General features: G+C 54.6%; 19 protein-coding genes, 1 pseudogene and 1 riboswitch. Of the genes and pseudogenes, 7 read left to right on the top strand and 13 right to left on the bottom strand.

Annotated features, from left to right (window positions below; genetic code table 11):
* Window positions 1-179 precede the first annotated feature (179 nt).
* Window positions 180-419, top strand: coding sequence for a cell division activator CedA (gene cedA, locus DSD31_RS15060; protein ID WP_004860939.1), 240 nt, complete (start codon window positions 180-182; stop codon window positions 417-419).
* Window positions 420-482: 63 nt separating this feature from the next.
* Here cedA and DSD31_RS15055 read toward each other — a convergent pair whose 3' ends face one another.
* The 4 genes from DSD31_RS15055 to hxpB form a co-directional block, all read right to left on the bottom strand.
* On the bottom strand, window positions 483-1874 hold the full coding sequence (locus DSD31_RS15055) for an L-cystine transporter (RefSeq protein WP_004860941.1): 1392 nt from the start codon (window positions 1872-1874) through the stop codon (window positions 483-485).
* Between the two features lie 131 nt (window positions 1875-2005).
* Window positions 2006-2596: a metal-dependent hydrolase gene (locus DSD31_RS15050; RefSeq protein WP_004860944.1), complete on the bottom strand. Its 591-nt coding sequence runs from the start codon at window positions 2594-2596 to the stop codon at window positions 2006-2008.
* Window positions 2597-2687: 91 nt separating this feature from the next.
* Complete coding sequence (gene kduD / locus DSD31_RS15045; RefSeq protein WP_015584584.1) at window positions 2688-3449, bottom strand: 2-dehydro-3-deoxy-D-gluconate 5-dehydrogenase KduD; 762 nt, start codon at window positions 3447-3449, stop codon at window positions 2688-2690.
* Window positions 3450-3576: 127 nt separating this feature from the next.
* A complete protein-coding gene (hxpB, locus tag DSD31_RS15040; protein ID WP_004860949.1) occupies window positions 3577-4263 on the bottom strand; it encodes a hexitol phosphatase HxpB in 687 nt (228 codons plus the stop codon).
* 133 nt (window positions 4264-4396) lie between these two features.
* Between hxpB and DSD31_RS15035 the strand changes: the two genes are divergently transcribed.
* Window positions 4397-4933 (top strand): YniB family protein, encoded by a 537-nt coding sequence (locus DSD31_RS15035; RefSeq protein WP_015584583.1) that lies wholly within the window; start codon window positions 4397-4399, stop codon window positions 4931-4933.
* A 29-nt stretch (window positions 4934-4962) separates the two neighbouring features.
* Here DSD31_RS15035 and yciA read toward each other — a convergent pair whose 3' ends face one another.
* From yciA to DSD31_RS15005, 6 genes are all read right to left on the bottom strand, one after another.
* On the bottom strand, window positions 4963-5361 hold the full coding sequence (gene yciA / locus DSD31_RS15030; RefSeq protein ID WP_004860955.1) for an acyl-CoA thioester hydrolase YciA: 399 nt from the start codon (window positions 5359-5361) through the stop codon (window positions 4963-4965).
* 99 nt (window positions 5362-5460) lie between these two features.
* Complete coding sequence (locus DSD31_RS15025) at window positions 5461-7644, bottom strand: TonB-dependent siderophore receptor (RefSeq protein WP_004860958.1); 2184 nt, start codon at window positions 7642-7644, stop codon at window positions 5461-5463.
* 214 nt (window positions 7645-7858) lie between these two features.
* Window positions 7859-9181, bottom strand: a complete 1323-nt coding sequence (locus DSD31_RS15020; RefSeq protein WP_015584582.1) for a voltage-gated chloride channel family protein — start codon at window positions 9179-9181, stop codon at window positions 7859-7861.
* Window positions 9182-9260: 79 nt separating this feature from the next.
* Window positions 9261-9322, bottom strand: a riboswitch (Fluoride riboswitch).
* A gap of 184 nt (window positions 9323-9506) precedes the next feature.
* Window positions 9507-10046 carry a septation protein A gene (locus tag DSD31_RS15015; RefSeq protein ID WP_004860967.1) on the bottom strand — a complete coding sequence of 180 codons (540 nt, stop codon included), beginning with the start codon at window positions 10044-10046 and terminating at the stop codon, window positions 9507-9509.
* Window positions 10047-10098: 52 nt separating this feature from the next.
* A complete protein-coding gene (locus DSD31_RS15010) occupies window positions 10099-10842 on the bottom strand; it encodes a YciC family protein (protein ID WP_004860970.1) in 744 nt (247 codons plus the stop codon).
* A 25-nt stretch (window positions 10843-10867) separates the two neighbouring features.
* Window positions 10868-11281 (bottom strand): YkgJ family cysteine cluster protein, encoded by a 414-nt coding sequence (locus tag DSD31_RS15005; protein ID WP_004860973.1) that lies wholly within the window; start codon window positions 11279-11281, stop codon window positions 10868-10870.
* A 271-nt stretch (window positions 11282-11552) separates the two neighbouring features.
* Here DSD31_RS15005 and ompW point away from each other — a divergent pair, with 271 nt between their 5' ends.
* On the top strand, window positions 11553-12188 hold the full coding sequence (gene ompW, locus DSD31_RS15000) for an outer membrane protein OmpW (protein WP_015584581.1): 636 nt from the start codon (window positions 11553-11555) through the stop codon (window positions 12186-12188).
* 1048 nt (window positions 12189-13236) lie between these two features.
* Window positions 13237-13405 (top strand): annotated as a pseudogene (locus DSD31_RS26475) (ISL3 family transposase); the annotation flags it as partial.
* Window positions 13406-13590: 185 nt separating this feature from the next.
* Here DSD31_RS26475 and DSD31_RS14990 read toward each other — a convergent pair.
* On the bottom strand, window positions 13591-14706 hold the full coding sequence (locus DSD31_RS14990; protein ID WP_032717276.1) for a nickel/cobalt efflux protein RcnA: 1116 nt from the start codon (window positions 14704-14706) through the stop codon (window positions 13591-13593).
* 119 nt (window positions 14707-14825) lie between these two features.
* Between DSD31_RS14990 and rcnR the strand changes: the two genes are divergently transcribed.
* Window positions 14826-15098 (top strand): Ni(II)/Co(II)-binding transcriptional repressor RcnR, encoded by a 273-nt coding sequence (gene rcnR / locus DSD31_RS14985; protein WP_004860981.1) that lies wholly within the window; start codon window positions 14826-14828, stop codon window positions 15096-15098.
* Window positions 15099-15187: 89 nt separating this feature from the next.
* On the opposite strand, the gene DSD31_RS14980 is transcribed toward rcnR, so the two are convergent.
* The gene (locus DSD31_RS14980) at window positions 15188-15889 is read right to left on the bottom strand and encodes an SDR family NAD(P)-dependent oxidoreductase (RefSeq protein WP_004860983.1); all 702 of its coding nucleotides are present in this window, start codon (window positions 15887-15889) and stop codon (window positions 15188-15190) included.
* Window positions 15890-16009: 120 nt separating this feature from the next.
* On the opposite strand from DSD31_RS14980, the gene DSD31_RS14975 reads away from it, so the two are divergent.
* Window positions 16010-16912, top strand: coding sequence for a LysR family transcriptional regulator (locus DSD31_RS14975; protein WP_015584578.1), 903 nt, complete (start codon window positions 16010-16012; stop codon window positions 16910-16912).
* Window positions 16913-17076: 164 nt separating this feature from the next.
* Here the strand turns inward: DSD31_RS14975 and DSD31_RS14970 are convergent, their stop codons facing one another.
* Entirely contained in the window at window positions 17077-18024 is a 948-nt protein-coding gene (locus DSD31_RS14970; RefSeq protein WP_015584577.1) for a quinone oxidoreductase family protein, read from the bottom strand.
* 75 nt (window positions 18025-18099) lie between these two features.
* Between DSD31_RS14970 and DSD31_RS14965 the strand changes: the two genes are divergently transcribed.
* Window positions 18100-18555, top strand: coding sequence for a MarR family winged helix-turn-helix transcriptional regulator (locus DSD31_RS14965; protein ID WP_032717281.1), 456 nt, complete (start codon window positions 18100-18102; stop codon window positions 18553-18555).
* Window positions 18556-18566 lie beyond the last annotated feature (11 nt).

The following is an 18566-nucleotide window of genomic DNA, read 5'->3' as shown; positions in this document are numbered from 1 at the left end:
AAATGGTCGTTGCGGTACCAAAACCCTTCTAACTATAGAGCATCTCACCAGATGAGCCGGCAGGAGGCGTGAAAACTATTGCCCGGCGGGCAGAACACACGTAAGGGGCGACGAAAGGCAGGGCAATCGGCTATGATAGCTGTTTCTGTTTCCCGCTTTGTTTAGTGAATCTATTGGTTATGAAAACACTTCGCCAACAAAACCGCCCTGTCATTAGCTACGTGCCTCGGGTGGAGCCCGCCCCTCCGGAACACGCCGTCAAAATGGACGGTTTTCGCGATGTGTGGCTGTTGCGCGGCAAGTATGTCGCCTTTGTGCTGATGGGCGAACATTTCCGCCGCTCGCCAGCGTTTAGCGTTCCGGAAGCGGCGCAGCGCTGGGCCATGCAGATGCGCCAGGAAGGCGAAATCACCTCATGAGAGGGTAGCGAGAAATAAAAAAAACCGCAGATGGCTATCTGCGGTTTTTTTGTGCCTGTTGGCTTAGCGATGCGCCAGTTCGGCGTCTTCTTCGCTGTCGAGAATCGTTTTGTCGGTCTGGCGCAGCCATTGGCTGGTCAGGGTACCGGCCGTCATTGAGCCGTTCACGTTCAATGCCGTACGGCCCATGTCGATCAGCGGTTCGACGGAAATAAGCAGCGCCACCAGAGTCACCGGCAGGCCCATGGCCGGCAGGACGATCAGCGCCGCGAACGTTGCGCCGCCGCCGACTCCTGCAACCCCTGCGGAGCTCACGGTGACGATGCCGACCAGCGTGGCGATCCACAGCGGATCAAACGGGTTGATACCGACAGTCGGGGCCACCATGACGGCCAGCATCGCCGGGTAGAGACCCGCACAACCGTTCTGACCGATGGTTGCGCCAAAGGAGGCTGAGAAGCTGGCAATGGATTCCGGTACGCCCAGGCGACGGGTTTGCGCTTCGACATTCAGCGGGATCGACGCGGCGCTGGAGCGGCTGGTGAAGGCGAACGTCAGGACCGGCCACACCTTGCGGAAATATTTCAGCGGGCTCACGCCGTTAATCGCCAGCAGCAGACCGTGAACCACAAACATAATGCCGAGGCCAATATAGGAGGCAATCACGAAGCTACCGAGCTTGATGATGTCCTGCAGATTGGAACCGGCCACCACTTTGGTCATCAGCGCCAGCACGCCGTACGGCGTTAACTGCATCACCAGACGTACCAGCTTCATCACCCAGCTCTGCAGGGTGTCGATCGCGGTCAGGACGCGCTGGCCCTTTTCAACGTCATCTTTCAGCAGTTTCAGCGCGGCGACGCCGAGGAAGGCGGAGAAGATAACGATGCTAATGATCGAGGTCGGGTTCGCACCGGTCAGATCGGCAAACGGGTTCTTCGGTACAAAAGAGAGGATCAGCTGCGGTACGCTCAGGTCAGCGACTTTACCGACATAGTTGCTCTGAATCGCATTCAGACGCGCGGTTTCCGCGCTGCCCTGCACCAGACCTTCGGCGCTCAGGCCGAACAGGTTGGTCACCAGCACGCCGACCAGCGCCGCAATCAGCGTGGTGAACAGCAGGGTACCGATACTCAGGAAGCTGATTTTCCCCAGCTGCGAGGCATTATGCAGGCGAGCAACGGCGCTGAGAATAGAAGCGAAAACCAGCGGCATGACGATCATCTGCAGCAGCTGGACATAGCCATTGCCGACGATATTGAACCATTGAATGGAGTCTTTCAGCACCTGGCTGTCGGAACCATAAATCAACTGCAGCGCCAGGCCGAACACCACGCCAATGACGAGGCCGAGCAGTACTTTTTTGGCGAGGCTCCACTGTTTGTGGCGGGTTTGCCCCAGCGCAAACAGCAAAACCGCGAACACGATAACGTTCGCTATTAATGGAAAATTCATCCCCGTTCTCCTGATAGGTTTTTATCTGGCTGGTCTGTTACCAGCTCTAATGGCGCAAGGTTAGCAGAAGAGGAATTCATTACTTATATTCAAATGGAATGGGTTATAACTATTTTGACTGTTTTGCCTGTTTATCGTCCGGTCTGGTGGCTAATAAAACGATTAAAGGTGATTTGCAGTGAATTAATCATCCCCGAAGACCAGCGCACGGCGCTGTTCTCAGCGAAAGTTTGCGGCATCCATACGGCATAAACGAACAGCGCCATGCACAGCGCCCGCTCCAGCTGGTTGCCTTTTCGCGGCGCGAGGATCGGCAGGCGGAAGCGCCAGCGGCAGGGCCACAGCAGCGGTACGCCCGCCGGGGTGAGCATATCGGCAAGAATATGGCTGAGATAGCCAAGCACCAGTCCCTGCACGGCATCGGCGGGCACGAACCAGCTTTCCGGCACTTTCAGATAAAACAGCGTGATTGCGCCAAAAACCGCCAGCAGGCTATGGGTGAACCCGCGGTGGCCAAAGGCGCGGGCGACGGGCTTCGATATCCAGCTTAGCCGCTGCCCGAGAAATGACTTCGGATGATCGATATCCGGCAGCAGGCAGGTCAGTACCGCTGAGGGAACAATATGCCACCAGTCACCCTGTGCCAGAACGGGGGTTAATTCCGCATTTTTCGCAAATACCGCACAGGCGATAGAAAAGAAGAGATGGCCTTCCGCCGTCATGATAAAAACCCTAAACTGTCAATTCATACAGTATAGGGTTTTTATACAGTGTGTGAAAGAGGTGACGGTGTAACTCTTTGTCACAAAATTATTAACGCGCCAGCCAGCCGCCATCAACCGCCAGCGTATATCCATTGATGTAATCCGCTGCCTGCGACGCCAGGAACACGACCGGGCCCTGTAAATCATCCGGGACGCCCCAGCGCCCGGCCGGGATACGGTCGAGGATCTCTTTACTGCGATCGGCATCATCGCGTAACTGCCGGGTATTATCGGTGGCCATGTACCCGGGGGCGATGGCATTGACGTTGATATTCTGTCCGGCCCATTCGTTGGCCATCAGGCGGGTTAAACCGAGCACGCCGCTTTTTGAGGCAGTATACGAGGGGACGCGAATCCCGCCCTGGAACGAGAGCATGGACGCGATGTTAATGATCTTTCCGCCGCTGCCCTGGCGAATAAACTGCCTGGCGACCGCCTGCGATAAAAAGAATACCGACTTGAGGTTGAGATTGAGGACGTCGTCCCACTCTTTTTCGCTAAAGGTGAGCGCATCGGCGCGGCGTATCGTACCAGCGTTATTAACCAGAATGTCCACCCGGCCCATGGCGGAGACGGCTTTCGCGACGATGTCGGCGATGGCATCCTGGCGGCTGAGGTCAGCCTGAATGGCGGTAAATCGACGTCCCAGCGCCAGCACCTGTTCGGCCGTTTGCTGTGGGATCTTACGATTGATGCCGACGATATCGCAGCCGGCCTGGGCAAGGGCCAGCGTCATTCCCTGGCCCAGCCCGGTGTCACATCCCGTCACGATAGCGACCTTACCCGTCAGGTCGAAGGCGTTAAGTACCATATGCACCTCTGTATGCTGATTTATGCGTTTAACCACGCCGTTTTTTCAAGCATAGAGGGTGCTGAGCGGAAAAACAATTAAAAATGAAACATCGTTTTATTTTTGTGATTATTCAACCGCTGGGCGCCTACCGCTGGCCGGAAAGCAGGCCGCAGAGATCGGTGGCGGTGAGTGACTCCAGCGTCGTGAGCTTAACGTCTGCCAGCACAAAACGCGGATCGTGACGATTTTCCTCGGCCGGAACGACGATAGAGCGCATGCGGGCTGCCTTACTGGCGATCATTCCGTTGACCGAATCTTCCAGCGCGACGCAGGCCATTGGGTCCACGCCCAGGCTGGCGGCACAGTTGAGATAGACCTGAGGATGGGGCTTGCTGTACGGCAGCGATTCGGCAGAGGAGAGGGCGTCAAACTGCTCGCGCAGCTCGAACATGGTGAGGACCTTTTCCAGCATCCGCAGCGGCGAGGCCGATGCGAGGCCAACCTTTAACCCTTGTGCCTTACATAAGGCGACGGCTTCTCGTACGCCGGGTAACAGAGGGCGGGAGGCCTCAACCAGCTCAATCGCGCGGCTGATAATCCGCGCGGTGACTTCAGCACGGTCCGCGCCTTTCCATGGCTGCTGGGCAAACCACAGATCCACCACTAAATCGATGCGCAACCCCAGCATATCGGGCAGCTCATCGCGGCGGCTGATATCGACGCCGAGGCTTTCAATAACCTCCAGCTCCGCCTGATCCCATAGCGGTTCGGAATCAATCAGTAATCCATCCATATCGAAAATAGCGGCATGAATTTGTCGCCTGGCTGACATAAGTCCTTCTCCTGTAGCGCAAGTAGATAACGAATTTGTCCTCATGGTATATCATACCGCGCATTATTGGGCGAAATTCGCCGGTGAGGGTAGACTTAGACGGTGATGAAGGCGTCTTAAACAAGGGGAATCCATGACGTATCAACAAGCTGGACGCATTGCAGTGCTTAAACGTATTTTAGGGTGGGTTATTTTTATACCCGCGGTGATTTCAACGCTGATTTCGGTACTGAAGTTTATGTATGAACACAGCGAAAAAAAACCGGGCATTGATGCGGTGCTGATGGATTTTGCGCACGTCATGATTGAAATGATGCGTTTTAATACCCCGTTCCTTAACTTTTTCTGGTACAACTCGCCGCTGCCGGATTTTAAACACAGCCTGAATATTGGCTTCTGGATTATCTATCTTCTGGTGTTTGTTGGCATGGCGCTGCAGGCGTCAGGCGCGCGCATGAGCCGCCAGGCGAAGTTCCTGCGTGAAGGGGTGGAAGATCAGCTGATTCTTGAACAGGCGAAGGGGCCGGAAGGGCTCACGCGTGAGCAAATTGCGGAGCGTATTGTGGTACCCCGGCATACGATTCTGGTGCAGTACTTCCCGCTGTATATCCTGCCGGTGATCATGATTGTTCTCGGCTATGTGTTCTTCTCGCTGCTCGGATTCTTGTAAAAAATGGCCCGGCACGCCGGGCACTTTTTTTATTCGCCAGGTATCGCGCGTGGCTTGCCCTGATTGTCGACCGCCACATAGATAAACAGGGCTTCCGTGGCTTTATAACGTTGGCCAATCGGCTCAGACGACACTTTCTTCACCCAGACTTCGATGTTGATGGTGATCGAGGTGTTGCCGCGTTTCACGCAGCGTGCGTAGCAGCACACCACGTCGCCCACGGCCACCGGCCGTAAAAAGGTCATTCCGTCAACGCGCACGGTCACTACGCGACCCTGCGCAATCTCTTTGGCCATGATCGCGCCGCCGATATCCATCTGCGACATCAACCAGCCGCCAAAAATATCGCCATTGGCGTTCGTGTCTGCTGGCATTGCCAGGGTGCGTAAAACCATTTCGCCCTTCGGGGTGAGATCTGTTGTTGTCATTCTGTACTCTGTGCTGGTCAAAGAAGATCAGCGCGATGCTACTATGAAAATGGCAGGGAGAAAACAGGGGAATACGCCCGCGGCTGCGGGCGTGGGCATTCAGAAGGAGAGGGTGACGCCAGCGTAATAGGCGCGTCCGGGTTCGTTATAGGTCGAAGCGCCCGCGTTTTCGCGATAAATTTGCTTATCGAACAGGTTGCTGATGCCGGCATTCAGGCGAAGATCTTTCAGCAGCTGGTAGTTCGCACCGATACCGACAACGGAATAGGCACCGATTTCATTCGTGGCGAGCGTGCCGGTCTCGTTGCGGATCTCCGCATACTGACGCGGTTTCTGCCGGCCGTACATCGTCCAGTTGACGTTTGCCGAAAGCTTGCTGTTGACCTGCCAGTCCAGCATGGTGTTAATCGTATATTTCGGGATCACCGACAGCGGATTACCGGTATCTTTGTTCTCCGATTTGATCATATAGGTCGCATTGGTTCGCCAGTCCAGCGTATCGGCCACAATCGGGATGAGCAGGGTACCTTCCAGCCCTTCGACGATCGCTTTGCCGCCGTTTTGCCATTGCAGGATATTGTTGCCGCTCGAGGTATAGCCCAGCACATCGGTACCGGAGACGATTTTGTTTTTATAATCGTTACGGAACCACGTTACGCCTGCGTTATAGCCGTTGAGGTTAAATTCAAGGCCGAGCTCTTTATTGATGCTGATTTCCGGATCGAGGTCCGGGTTACCGAGCAGGTAGCAGCTGCCGTTGCTGATGGTGTTCGGGCAGCCGTTGCCGCGGGTCGACAGCAGATAGCCTTCGCTGGACTGGTACAGGTTTGGCGCCTTGAAGACACGCGCAATGCCGGCTTTGACTTTGAACATCTCACCAAGCTCCTGCGCCAGGTTCAGGCTTGGGCTCCAGTTACTGCCAAATTCATTGTGGTAGTCGAAACGCAGTCCGGGGATGATATTGGTGCCCGGCGTTGCCTCAATATTATCTTCCAGGTAGAGACCCGTGAGGGTAGCGCTGTTGGTGGTGCTGCGCTGGGAGGCCTCGCCTGAGGTGCCAGGGATGGTCTCGCCAGTAACGTTGGTTGCCTGCATGGAGGCCGGGTCGTTGAGTTCATCGCGGTTCCACTCCATCCCGAGGGTCAGGGTCTGGTCGGCCAGCCAGTGGAAGGGGAGATTCAGCTCGCCGGTTGAACGCCAGGATTCGAGGCGGCTGGTGGCGTACTCATTGCTGTTGATCATCCCCTCCACGCGGCCGGTAGAACCTTCCTGCAGACGCGTGTTATTGGTTTTCTCGTAATAGACTCCGGCTTTGGACTGGCCCCAGTCCCAGATTCCGTTATAGGTCAGCCCCCAGGACTGGCGATACAGACGGTTGGTTTCGTGGCCATACAGCTCGCTGACCAGGCCATCGGGGCTGAGGTTACCGTTGCTGTATTGGGTATCGCCGGCGTAAATATTGCCCTGGCGGCTATAGGCGTAGTTAAAATCGACAATCTGCTGTGGCGTCAGTTTCCATGACAGCAGGGCGTTGATGTCCTTGTTGCGCACCCCTTCGCGACCGGCGGCGTACGAACCATTTTGGGCATGGTTAATGTCCCAGGCGTCAGCATCGGTTTTATTGATGTTACCGTACAGACGCATGGTCAGCGCATCGCCGGCCAACGGTCCGTTGAGGCTAAAGTTGGCGCGATTCGTCGCCCCCTCTTTGTTGTTTTCCGGCTGGTTGGTATAAAACGATAGCGAGCCATGCCAGTCGTTAGTGGGGCGTTTAGTAATGATATTGACCACGCCGCCGGCGGCACCGGATCCGTAGCGGGCTGCTGCCGGGCCGCGCAGAACTTCAATGCGTTCGACCATCTCCGGTGGCACCCAGTTGCTATCCCCGCGGGTATCACGTTCGCCGCGCCAGCTGTAGCGTACCGAGTTACGGGATGTCACCGGAACGCCATCGATCAGGATAAGGGTGTTCTCCGGCCCCATTCCGCGAATATCGATCTGCCGGTTGTTACCCCGGCTGCCGCTGGCGCTGTTGCCGGTTAAATTGACGCCGGGCATTTTACGAATGATTTCCGACAGATCGTTAACCGGTGGATCGCGGGCAATATCTTCAGCGGTGATGACAGATACCCCCGGCTGCTGCTTGAGTGCTTCTTCAGCCGTGCTGTGTACCACCATTGTTTCGGTATCGCGTTCCGCTTCCTCAGCAAAGGCGTCGGGCGTCAGAAAGCCAGCAAATACCAGCGCGAGTGGCGTAATGGCATAATAGTTTTGCGGTCTCATTGTAAATATCCATATCAAAGCGTTAAAAATTGAGACTGCGAATATCAATGATAATTATTATCATTTCAATGCATGCAAATGAATCTTCATTAAATCCTCACAATTGGCGCAACTTTGCCGGGTTATAGCAGAAAGGTGAATAAACAGGCGGGGTTGACGGCAGCAGCAGGGGATGGGGGTCCGCGCCGCGGGAATGCGGCGCAGAGCGGGCGGCTTACGGGGAAGGATGTTTGTCTTCTTTCGTCTCAGACGCGGCGGGCGTTTGCCGCTGATGCCAGGCCGGAAGCTCCGCCAGACGGATACCGGTCGGTACGACACGGTGTTTTGGGCCGGCAATCCGCTGCGCCCGGTAGATCCCCGTATAGCCAGAGACCAGGTAGGCCACCACGCAGGCCAGCGCGGCATACACGCCGATCTCTGCGCCAAACAGTTCAATGGCCATCAGCGTAGAAGCGACGGGCGTATTGGCCGCGCCGGCAAACAGGGCCACGAAGCCGAGACCCGCGAGGAACCCGACAGGCAGGTGCATCAGCGGTGCTAACGTATTGCCGAGCGTCGCGCCGATGTAGAACAGCGGCGTCACTTCCCCGCCTTTAAAACCGCTTCCCAGCGAGATAACGGTAAAGATCAGCTTGCCACAAAAATCCCACGCTGCCAGCGGATGCAAAAACGCATCGCTGATCTCCGGGATCCCCAGCCCGATATAGCGTTCGCCATGCAGGAGAGAGACGGCCGTCGCAATCACCAGTCCGCCAATAAACGGTCTGAGAGGCGCGTAGGGTAGCTGTTTTTTCATCAGGCTACTCAGCAGATGCGTTGTATCGGCGAAGAGGCGGGCGGCCAGGCCAAAGCAGCATCCGGCAAGGATCACGGCAAGCAGTGTCCAGGCTGAAAGCGCAGGAATGGAGGTGACCAGATAGTGGGTATGTTGTACGCCCCACATCAATCCTACCTGGTCTGCGACGATCGCGGCAAACAGGCAGGGCAGGATCGCCCGGTAGTCCATCCGACCGATCGCCAGCACCTCCAGCGCGAATAATGCCGCGGCGAGCGGTGTACCGAACACCGAGGAGAAGCCCGCGCTGATCCCGGTCATCAACACGATACGCCGGCCGTTATTGTTAAGGCGCAGAAGCGCGGTGAATTGATCGGCTATCGAGGCCCCCATTTGTACTGCGGTACCTTCCCGACCAACCGATGCGCCAAAGAGATGAGAGATGACCGTGCTGATAAAGACCAGCGGCGCCATCCGCAGAGGAATGACCTGAGCGGGGTGATGGATCTCTTCCAGAATGAGATTATTACCGGCCTCGACGCGGCTACCATAGCGGAGATAAACCCATCCGACGCTGAAGCCGGCAACGGGTAACAGCCAAATCATCCAGCGATGGCTTTCGCGGCTGGCCGTTGCCCACTCAAGGGAAAAGAGGAAGGCGGCGGATGCGCTCCCCGCAAGAACGGCAACGATAAAGGCGATAAAAAGCCACTGTCCGAGGAACAAGAGCGTGGTGAGAGGTGAAGTATGAAGCGATCGCATGAACGAATCCTTAGAGGGTTGACCATCCCGGACGCGTTGCCTGCATGATAGATATGCCTGCTCATTCCCGGTCCGGGAATAAAAAGCAGGCATCATTAGCCACATGGCGGTTCAAGGGGGAATGCCATCCCCTGTGAGGCTCATTTTACAAGGTGAAACGCGTCAGCTGAAGCGTTTTCTGCACAAAAGTCGGGACAGGGAAACGGCAAGTCAGGCGATGCTTAAGAGAGATGGTTGCCCATGCTGAAAACGAGAACAAGACGATGAGAGGGGAACACGTCACGCAAAGAAGGGCGGGGGCAGAAGCGCTACCCCCGCTTCTTAATTAGTGGTTATCGTCCTGCGGCATATGGCGATAGATGTATACGCCGCTCAACAGCGTGAAGACCAGCGTCAGCGCCGTCAGGCCGAAGACCTTGAAGTTGACCCAGATATTCTGCGGCAACCAGAAGGCGATGTAGATATTGGCCAGACCGCAGAGAATAAAAAACAGCGCCCAGGCGAGATTCAGACGCGACCAGACCTGCTGTGGCAGGGTCAGCTCTTTCCCGAGCATGCGTTGAATCAATGGTTTTTTCATCACCCATTGGCTGAACAGCAAAGCGCCGGCAAACAGAGCGTAGATGACCGTGACCTTCCATTTTATAAACTCATCGTTATGGAAGAAAATGGTCAGGCCGCCAAATACGGCAACCAGCACAAAGGTAATCAGCGCCATCTTTTCGACTTTACGATAGCGTACCCAGGTATAGATCAGCACGATAGCGGTGGCGATAATCAGCGCGGTGGTTGCGGCGTAGATATCGTAAAGCTTGTAGAAGGCGAAGAAGACTACCAGCGGTAAAAAATCCAGAAACTGCTTCATACATCGGACCCGTCGTTCAGATAGGGCCGGAAGAGTCCCGGCCCAGGTTAATTTAGTTGCGGATAAGCATATACAGGCGGAACAAATAGATCAGCAACAGCGCAGATATCAGATTGCTGATCGTATTGATTACCACCGCGCCGACGTTCGGCGTCAGTACCGCAAAGCTGGATGCAAACAGCAGCAGGAGTGTTTTCGCCAGCAGCCAGCCAATCACCGCCGGGGCGACCAGACGCATATTGGCCCACACCAGACGCATACTGCTGCGCATGGCGTTAAAAATTCCCAGCTTATCCTGCACCAGCATGACAGGGGCAAAAGCCAGTACGATAGCGAGCAGCACGCCCGGTACCAGCACCAGCATCATCCCCATCTGCACCACAAAGGTGGTGAACAGAATCAGCAGCAGCAGCTTTGGCAGTACCGGCGCAGAAGCGCCGATAGCGCGCAGCGCGCTGACCCGCTGTCCGGCGGAGACCAGCTGAATCATCAGCAGCACGCCGCCGGCAAGAATGGCATTACCCACCAGACCGGAGAAGGTCGATGCGGCCGAGGCGCGCAGCAGGATCTGCTGTTGCTCTGGGGTCATGTTTTGTACCAGCTCAAACAGCCCGGCGCTCCCCGCCAGATTATCCCCTTCGCTCAGAATCGAGAGCTGCTCTTCACTGGGTGAAAAAGCATGGCCAAGGACTACCGTAATTAACGCGCATAACAACGCAATCAGCAAAATGGTGACAAACTGATTACGAAAAAAATTTCCCGTGTCACGGTAGACGGTCTTCGCCGTGATAGACATGCACTCTCCTTGAGTATTGCAGGTGTTAACTAGCCGGCGATTGTACCGCAAATCCCTCGCAGGTAGCAGCCTCTGCCGCTGTCAGGCTAAGTATATCTTTGTAAAGAGGGATGAGCGGCGGCAGACCGTAGCGGGCGCGGGCCCGGTTGCAGGCTTCGTTTACCTCGCCGCCTTCACCGGACTGGCTGAATTCGCGGCAGGGAGAGGGGCGATGCCGATAAATTGAGCAGTGCACCGATTCACCGATTTCACCTTTGAGGGCGGCGCAGCGGATTTGTCGTTGGTTGGTGCCGCTCATGCAGCGCAGAAAAGGGGTGAGCGGCTCGGTAAGCCTGGTCGGCACAACGCCGCCGGCATCATCGGCTTCCGCCCAGTAGAAAGAGACTCGAAAATACGCACAACAGGCACCGCACGTCATGCACGGGTTGATTTCACTCATGATTACACCTGATAAAAACGCATCAACACAGATTGTCGGCAGATAAATTATCCAGACGCATCGAGGGCGGCAAGAGGCGGGAAAAAATTTTTGCGACTCGAACAGTGAAAATTGATGCGAATGTGAGTTTTTTGGTATCGCCATGAAAGTAAAAATTAATCTGGATCAATAAATGTTAAATCTTACAACTTTATGTGATCCAGAACGGATCAAAGGTAACTCGTTATGGGTATATTGGCCCGCGCTGAATAACCATAATGAGGAAGTGGATATGAAAAAGTTAGCAGCGGTTGGCATTATTTTGAGTACCCTTTCCGGCAGCGTCTGGGCGCATGAAGCCGGGGAGTTCTTTATTCGCGCGGGTTCTGCCACCGTTCGACCGACGGAAGGTTCTGATAACGTATTAGGCAGTCTGGGTGGGTTTAACGTCAGTAATAACACGCAGCTGGGCTTGACCTTCACCTATATGGCGACGGACAACATCGGCGTTGAACTGCTGGCGGCTACGCCATTTCGTCACAAGGTTGGCACCGGCCCGACCGGGACCATCGCCACTGTGCATCAGTTGCCGCCAACGCTGATGGCGCAATGGTACTTTGGCGATGCCCAGAGCAAAGTGCGCCCGTATATCGGGGCAGGTATTAACTACACCACCTTCTTTAATGCAGACTTTAATGACACCGGTAAAAATGCCGGATTGAGCGATCTGAGTCTTAAAGACTCCTGGGGTGCGGCAGGTCAGGTGGGGCTGGATTACCTGATTAACCGCGACTGGTTGCTGAACATGTCGGTGTGGTACATGGATATCGACACCGATGTGAAATTTAAAGCCGGCGGCGTGGACCAGAAAGTCAGTACCCGTATCGACCCGTGGGTGTTTATGTTCTCTGCCGGCTACCGGTTCTGAGTTCCTCTACAAAACTCCTGCAAAACCCTTCTGCAAAGCTGGTCGTTATACGGCCAGTTTTTCCACTCTTTCCCCCGAGAATCACTGTACCTGTCTGGTATGCCCGGGCAGCATTATGCTGTTAGCCTGAATATTGACATCGAGGCGTTCAGAGCGTGATGTATAAACGCCTCGAAGACGCGCTGCAGCGTGACTTGTTGTTATCCAGCGAACGCCGTGACACCTGCATTTCTGAGTCGCAGGGATGACTAAAGCTCACAGTTAACGCTGAGGGCTTTCTACAGGACAAGTTTTCAATAGTGACGACAGAAGAAAAAAACTAGAACTTTTCATTTTTTAATTTTAATAAATAATCATAAACTATTTTTCTATTTGCTTTTCCGGAATCATAAAATTCTTTTAAGGGACAAATGAAAGAGACTTTACCCATCTCTTCTTCCTGAAAGGGTGCTATTGAGTCGGTGCGATAATTTTCACCACTTAAGGCTTTCATGTTGAACTGTTTATTCGAATGTGGTTTGTCTTTGAATTTGTTTATGCCTATAAGAGTGAAGCCATTGATTGTTGAATATGCTATGTACCATGCTTTATTGGAGTAAAAAATTGATTTTTTTAGCTTGAATATATCATGGATGTCGAGTTTTTTTGGGAGTGTATTTTTTTTAAAGCTCGCGCTATGCATGTCTTGATCAGTATAAAATCAATTAAGGTGCTTAATATGACTACTGTAAAGAACAGGATTACTGATATAGATGATAAGTAAAGAAAGGCTTCAACGGCATTATCTGAAAAAGAAATGTATGCTATAGAAAAGGCTAGTATTATCCACATTAAAATACCAAATATAGTTTCTTTTTTATTGTGTGATTTCATTATGCTTCTTATCACATAAACCAGGAAGCTTAATAGAATGGCACCAAAAAATATTAAAGAAAAATCTGGCATGTTGTTTTCCCTACGGTTAAGGTTATTCGATGAGTAACATCATACAGTTGAATGAGCATTATTGTAATACTTATGCTTATAGATAATCGAAGCTGGATGTTATGCGGTTGACGGCATAATGTTCTGGTCTGTAAGACGTGGACTTGCCAGAACAAAAAACGTTATCGGCCATGCATATGTCATGTGGGCGAAGTCGTTTTTACGAAGGACACCGGTATATAAAGGTGATTTCCGATCGAGAAGGGCGAGCGCTGGACTTAACGGATGATCGCTGGCTATATAAGAGCAGCGTGTATCCACGTGCCCGGAGCATAAGGAAAAGTGGCGAGAACCGAGCGGATAAAGGCGGCGAATAAAGCCGCCGGCTATTAATCCGCGGGGTTATGGTCAGTCAGCCTGTTCATCTTCTTGATACTCAGCGGGAAGAAGAGGAACAAGAGGAATAAGATGAACAGGATTAGCGCAGCAGGACGATCCCGCTGTGGATAGCCAGATAGATCCCCATGACGGCAATCAGCAGGCTTGAAAAATAGGGCGCTCTGCGGGCAAGGGTATGAAAACCGTCCCAGCGTCTGGCGACCTGACGGACGCCGATTGCGGCACCCACCCCCACCGTCACCAGCGTCAGGGCAAGTCCAATACTAAAACTCACCACCAGCGTTGCGCCCAGCGCCAGGGCTTTGATCTGGATACAAATCAACATCACCGTAATGGCTGCGGGACAGGGGATTAATCCGCCGGTCAGGCCAAAAAGTAAAATCTGCCCGTTGGTGACCTCTTTATCGGTGAACCGTTTTTCAATGTCGTGCGCGTGGGCCAGTTCGTGAGCATCCCGGTACTCTGCGGAATTGATATCCAGTCCTTCAAGTTCCGTATGATCGTGCGTATGTTCATGCTCGCAAAATTCCAAATCGTAATCATGGACATGGCCGCGATGTCCCAGCGACAGTCGAACGACAAAATCATGTGGTTCCGGAATGGGGGATGTTGACTGCAGATAGCTGCCGCAATCGACAAAATCAAATGATTGCGTACCAGCGGGCGTTTCTCGCTGCGTCACTAACGAAACAGTACCGGCATCCCACTCTTTACCGCTGAGCGTGCGTATGCGCCAGTGTGGCGGCTGACCTTGTTCAAAAATGGACAGTTCCACTGTGCCATGACCGGTATCAATCAGTTTTGATTCATCATGATGATGCCGTTCGCTCTCCTGTCGGGCGGCCAGCCAGTCTTTTTCTCCCCTCCAGGTTCGGCAGAACATCCAGACGGCGGTGCCGAGAATGATGATGGCAGAAATCAGCTGCAGCCACGGCTCAGCTGATTCTGCGGTAAAGCGGTTACTGATGTACATTCCGCCAAAAGCAATCAACCAGACGATGGCGGTGTGTGAAAGAGTGGCTGCGAGCCCGAGCATGGCAGCCTGTCTGGCCGTCCCTTTGATGGCGATGATGAAGGCCGCCATCATCGTTTTTGAATGTCCTGGTTCCAGTCCATGAAGCGCGCCAAGGAGCACCGCGCCAGGAATGAAGAACCAGGCGTTTCCCTGCTGGAGCAGCGTTGTAAAGTCGGTCATGAGTCGAATTCTGGGTCGTGGAGGGTGTCTGGATTCTACTCCCCCCCAGTACAAAATACTACCCCCCAGTAGAATCGTAATGGTATAATCAGCATGATTTTTCCATGGGAGATTGCAGCATGTCGCATACCATCCGCGATCAAAAAAAGCTTAAAGCCCGCACCAACAAGATACAGGGGCAGGTCATTGCGCTGAAAAAAATGCTCGATGAACCGCATGAATGTGCCGCTGTACTCCAACAGATCGCCGCAATACGCGGGGCGGTCAATGGATTAATGCGTGAGGTCATTAAGGGCCATTTGGTCGAGCACATTGTTCATGAAGGGGATGAGGCGAAGCGAGAAACCGATCTGGACGTTGTCCTCAAGGTCCTCGACTCCTATATCAAGTAAGCAGCCGGTCGTGAATCATCAAACCGGCTACATGCCCTGAAACAAGAGTCAGGGACGCCGGGATGGTTGTGCGTCGTCCATTAAACCGATCACCACGGCACGGTTCTTCCTTGATAATCCAGGTACTCCAGACCAGGCCTCTGCTGTTTCGCCAGCAGCACGGTAACCAGATGAGGAATCGTCTCTTCGATACTCAGCGGCGCGTCATCGCCACCCAGCGCGGTTCGAATCCATCCCGGTGCCATCACCACCAGCGGACGTGATGCCGAGCGGGCGGCAAAACTGCGCATAAACATATTCAGCGCTGCTTTGCTGCCGCGATAGAGCTCGCGCTGGCCGCGGAGATTATTGGTCAGGCTACCCTGGCCTGAGGACATCGCGCCCAGCAGCCCCTGCGGCGTCACGTGGTGCTGTAGGCGTTCAAGTACCCGCATTGGCGCAAGGGCATTGGTCAGCATCACCTCAACAAATTCCGCGGTGGAGACTTCGCCAATGGTTTGCGTCGGATCGCGATTGGTGGTTCCCGCATTAACAAACAGCATCGCCAGGCGGTCAGCGGAGAGCTTTGTATCCAGCGCGGCCAGCTGGTCATCATCACACACATCCAGCGTTTCCAGGCGTACCCGATCGGGGTTTTCCTGCGCGAGTTGATGAAGCGGAGTGGTGGATTGAATATCGCGAACGGTGCCGATTACATTCCAGCCATGGCGCAGAAATTCAGCAGCCATCGCGTGGCCGAGGCCGCGTGAAGCGCCGACAATCAGTACGGTAGGGCGAACGGTCGTGGTCATAATAAAACTCCTGAGCAAAGCGTGAGTCCATGACTATAGTCATAGGACATATCAGGCGGAAGGCGCAGCATTTGCAGTAATATGCTGCAGCAGACGCCATGACTGAACCCAGGAACTTAAATGACCGATCCCGATTTCAATTTACTCGTGGCGCTGGATATTTTACTGGCGGAAGAGAGCGTGGCGGGGGCGGCGCGCCGCTCCGGTCTCAGCGCCTCGGCGATGAGCCGCACCCTGACCCGTCTGCGTGAGGTCACCGGTGACCCGTTACTGGTGAGAGCCGGGCGCAAAATGGTCTTAACGCCGCATGCGCAAAACTTAAAAGCGCGAACGCAAAACGTGGTGTCTGAGATGCGTTCGGTGCTCAACAACGCCGCTGCGCCGCTTCATCTTCCGACGCTGGAGCAAACCTTTACTCTGCGTACCAACGAGGGATTTGTTGACGCTTTTGCCCCGGCACTAATTTGCGCCTGCGCGGCGCAGGCGCCGGGAGTGAAGCTTAACTTCGTCGCCAAAAGTGAAAAAGGGCCGCAGTTTCTGCGCGACGGGAGCGTGGATCTGGAGATTGGGGTGCTGAAAAATATGGGACCGGAAATTCGGCTGCAGGCGTTGTTTCGCGATCGTTTTGTTGGCGTAGTGGCTAAAACACATCCGCTGGCGCAGGGAGGACAAATCACTCGCGAGCGTTATGCCGCCTGCGAACATGTGATTGTTTCCCGCCACGGGATGGTGCACGGACCCGTTGATCAGGCGCTGGCGGAATTGGGGCTGAGCCGCAAAATTGCGGCGGTGGTGCCGGGTTTTACCGCTGCGCTGGCGGTTGCCCGAGGCTCGCAGCTGGTGGCGCTGGTCCCGGCCTCTTGCCTGCGTCATGGCCTGCAGGAGGGCATCGTCGCCTTTGAACTGCCGGTCAGCACACCGGAGATTACCGTCTCGCAGATGTGGCATCCGCGTCAGGAGCTTGCCCCCGGTCATGCCTGGCTACGCCAGCAGGTGTTGAGCGTGTGTCGGCCGGTGGCATGATGGCAAAAAAAAAGCCCGCACAAGTGCGGGCGAAAAATACTGGAAGCAATGTGAGCAATGTCGTACCGAATACCTGAGTGTTTTGCTCAACTATTCGGTAATGAGAAAGATAATGGTTCTCATCTAAGATATCAACCCCATCTTTTGTGCGGAAGCGTTTTTTTTTAGCTGAGCAGAAATACGGTCCGTTTCTGGCTGTTATCACGCGGCCATGCGCTCGCTACTTCGCTGAGCGCAAGCGGGGTGGTGGCGATGGTAAAACCACCTGCAACGGCAGCCTGCAGCATTTCACCGGTTGCCGCCAGCAGCTGCGGCATCGACAGGCTACCGATACCACTGCCCATCAGCTGCAGCGGGGCCGCTCTCAGTACCGCGCCGTTGAGCGCAATTTCAGCGCCGGAAAGCGAACCCACCTGGACGTAGCGCACCGGCGCGTTGCCTGGACTGTGTTTCGCCAGCGCCGGCAGCATCAGTTCGGCGCTGCGGCCCCAGAGATAATCCACCACCACATCAACCTGCTGCGCCGCCTGTTCGCTGAATTGTGCCTGTAGCGTCAGATCGTCTGCCGTTAAGTCGATGCAGACGTCGGCGCCGAGGGCGGCCAGCATCTGGGTATTCCGGCCGGTGACGATGATCTTCCTTGCGCCGAGGAAGCGGGCAATCTGTACCGCAAGCTGACCGGCGCTGCCGGTTGCGCCGTTGATCAGTACGCTCTCTCCGGCAGCCAGTCCGGCACGCTTTACGAGCGCCGCCCAGGCGGACATGCCAGGATTTGCCATCGCCGCGGCGGTAATATCATCCAGGTTATCTGGTAAAGGCAGGCAGTTCTCGACGGCGACCGGCGCCCACTGCGCCATGCTGCCCCAGGGCGCAGTGGGGAAGGCAAAATAGACCCGCTGCCCATCGGCCAGCGTTCCAACGCCATCAATGCCGACCACAAACGGTAGCCGGCCGTCGAAACTGTAATGCTTACCGGAGGCGCGACCTTTCACCACATGGCTGATGGCGGCGGCATTCACTTTTACCAGGGAGTGACGGGCATCGGCCTGCGGATCGGTAAAATCGGCCCAGACAGGACCCTGTTGCAGATCGAAAACTACGGCTGCTTTCATAATGTTATCTCCTGAAGGCAATTATGTGTAAAATGCACATAATAGATAACGGCACTATACCCGGTTAAAAAATATATGCAAGATGCACATAATAATTACGATATTACCGATTTCCACGGCGCGCTGCTCGATATCATTAGCGTGATGAACCAGCCCGTTCGCGATGAACAGCTGCTTCAGGCCGCGGATGTGCAAATCGATCAAATTCTGTTTCCACTGCTGGTGGCCATCGGACGCTACGGGCCGGTGGGTGTTGTGGAGCTGGCGGATAGTCTGGGGCGCGATTACACCACCGTCAGTCGGCAGGTAAAAAAACTGGAGGCGCAGGGACTGGCGCTCAAACAGCCTAATATCCACGATCGGCGGATCAGCGAAGTCACCTTGAGCGAGCAGGGAAAAACCGTGATTGAACGCATCGCGGTGGCGAGGACACGGCTGATGAATCAGGTACTGGCAGAGTGGAGTGAGGAAGAGGTTGAGGCGCTGTTTCGTCTGACGCGCAAATACGCCGACAGCTTGCAGCGGAAATAACCGCCCGGCAC

The organism is Klebsiella sp. X13, from assembly GCF_003323835.1.
GTDB classification, from domain to species: domain Bacteria; phylum Pseudomonadota; class Gammaproteobacteria; order Enterobacterales; family Enterobacteriaceae; genus Klebsiella; species Klebsiella ornithinolytica.
This window is presented reverse-complemented; position numbering and strand designations above follow the sequence as displayed.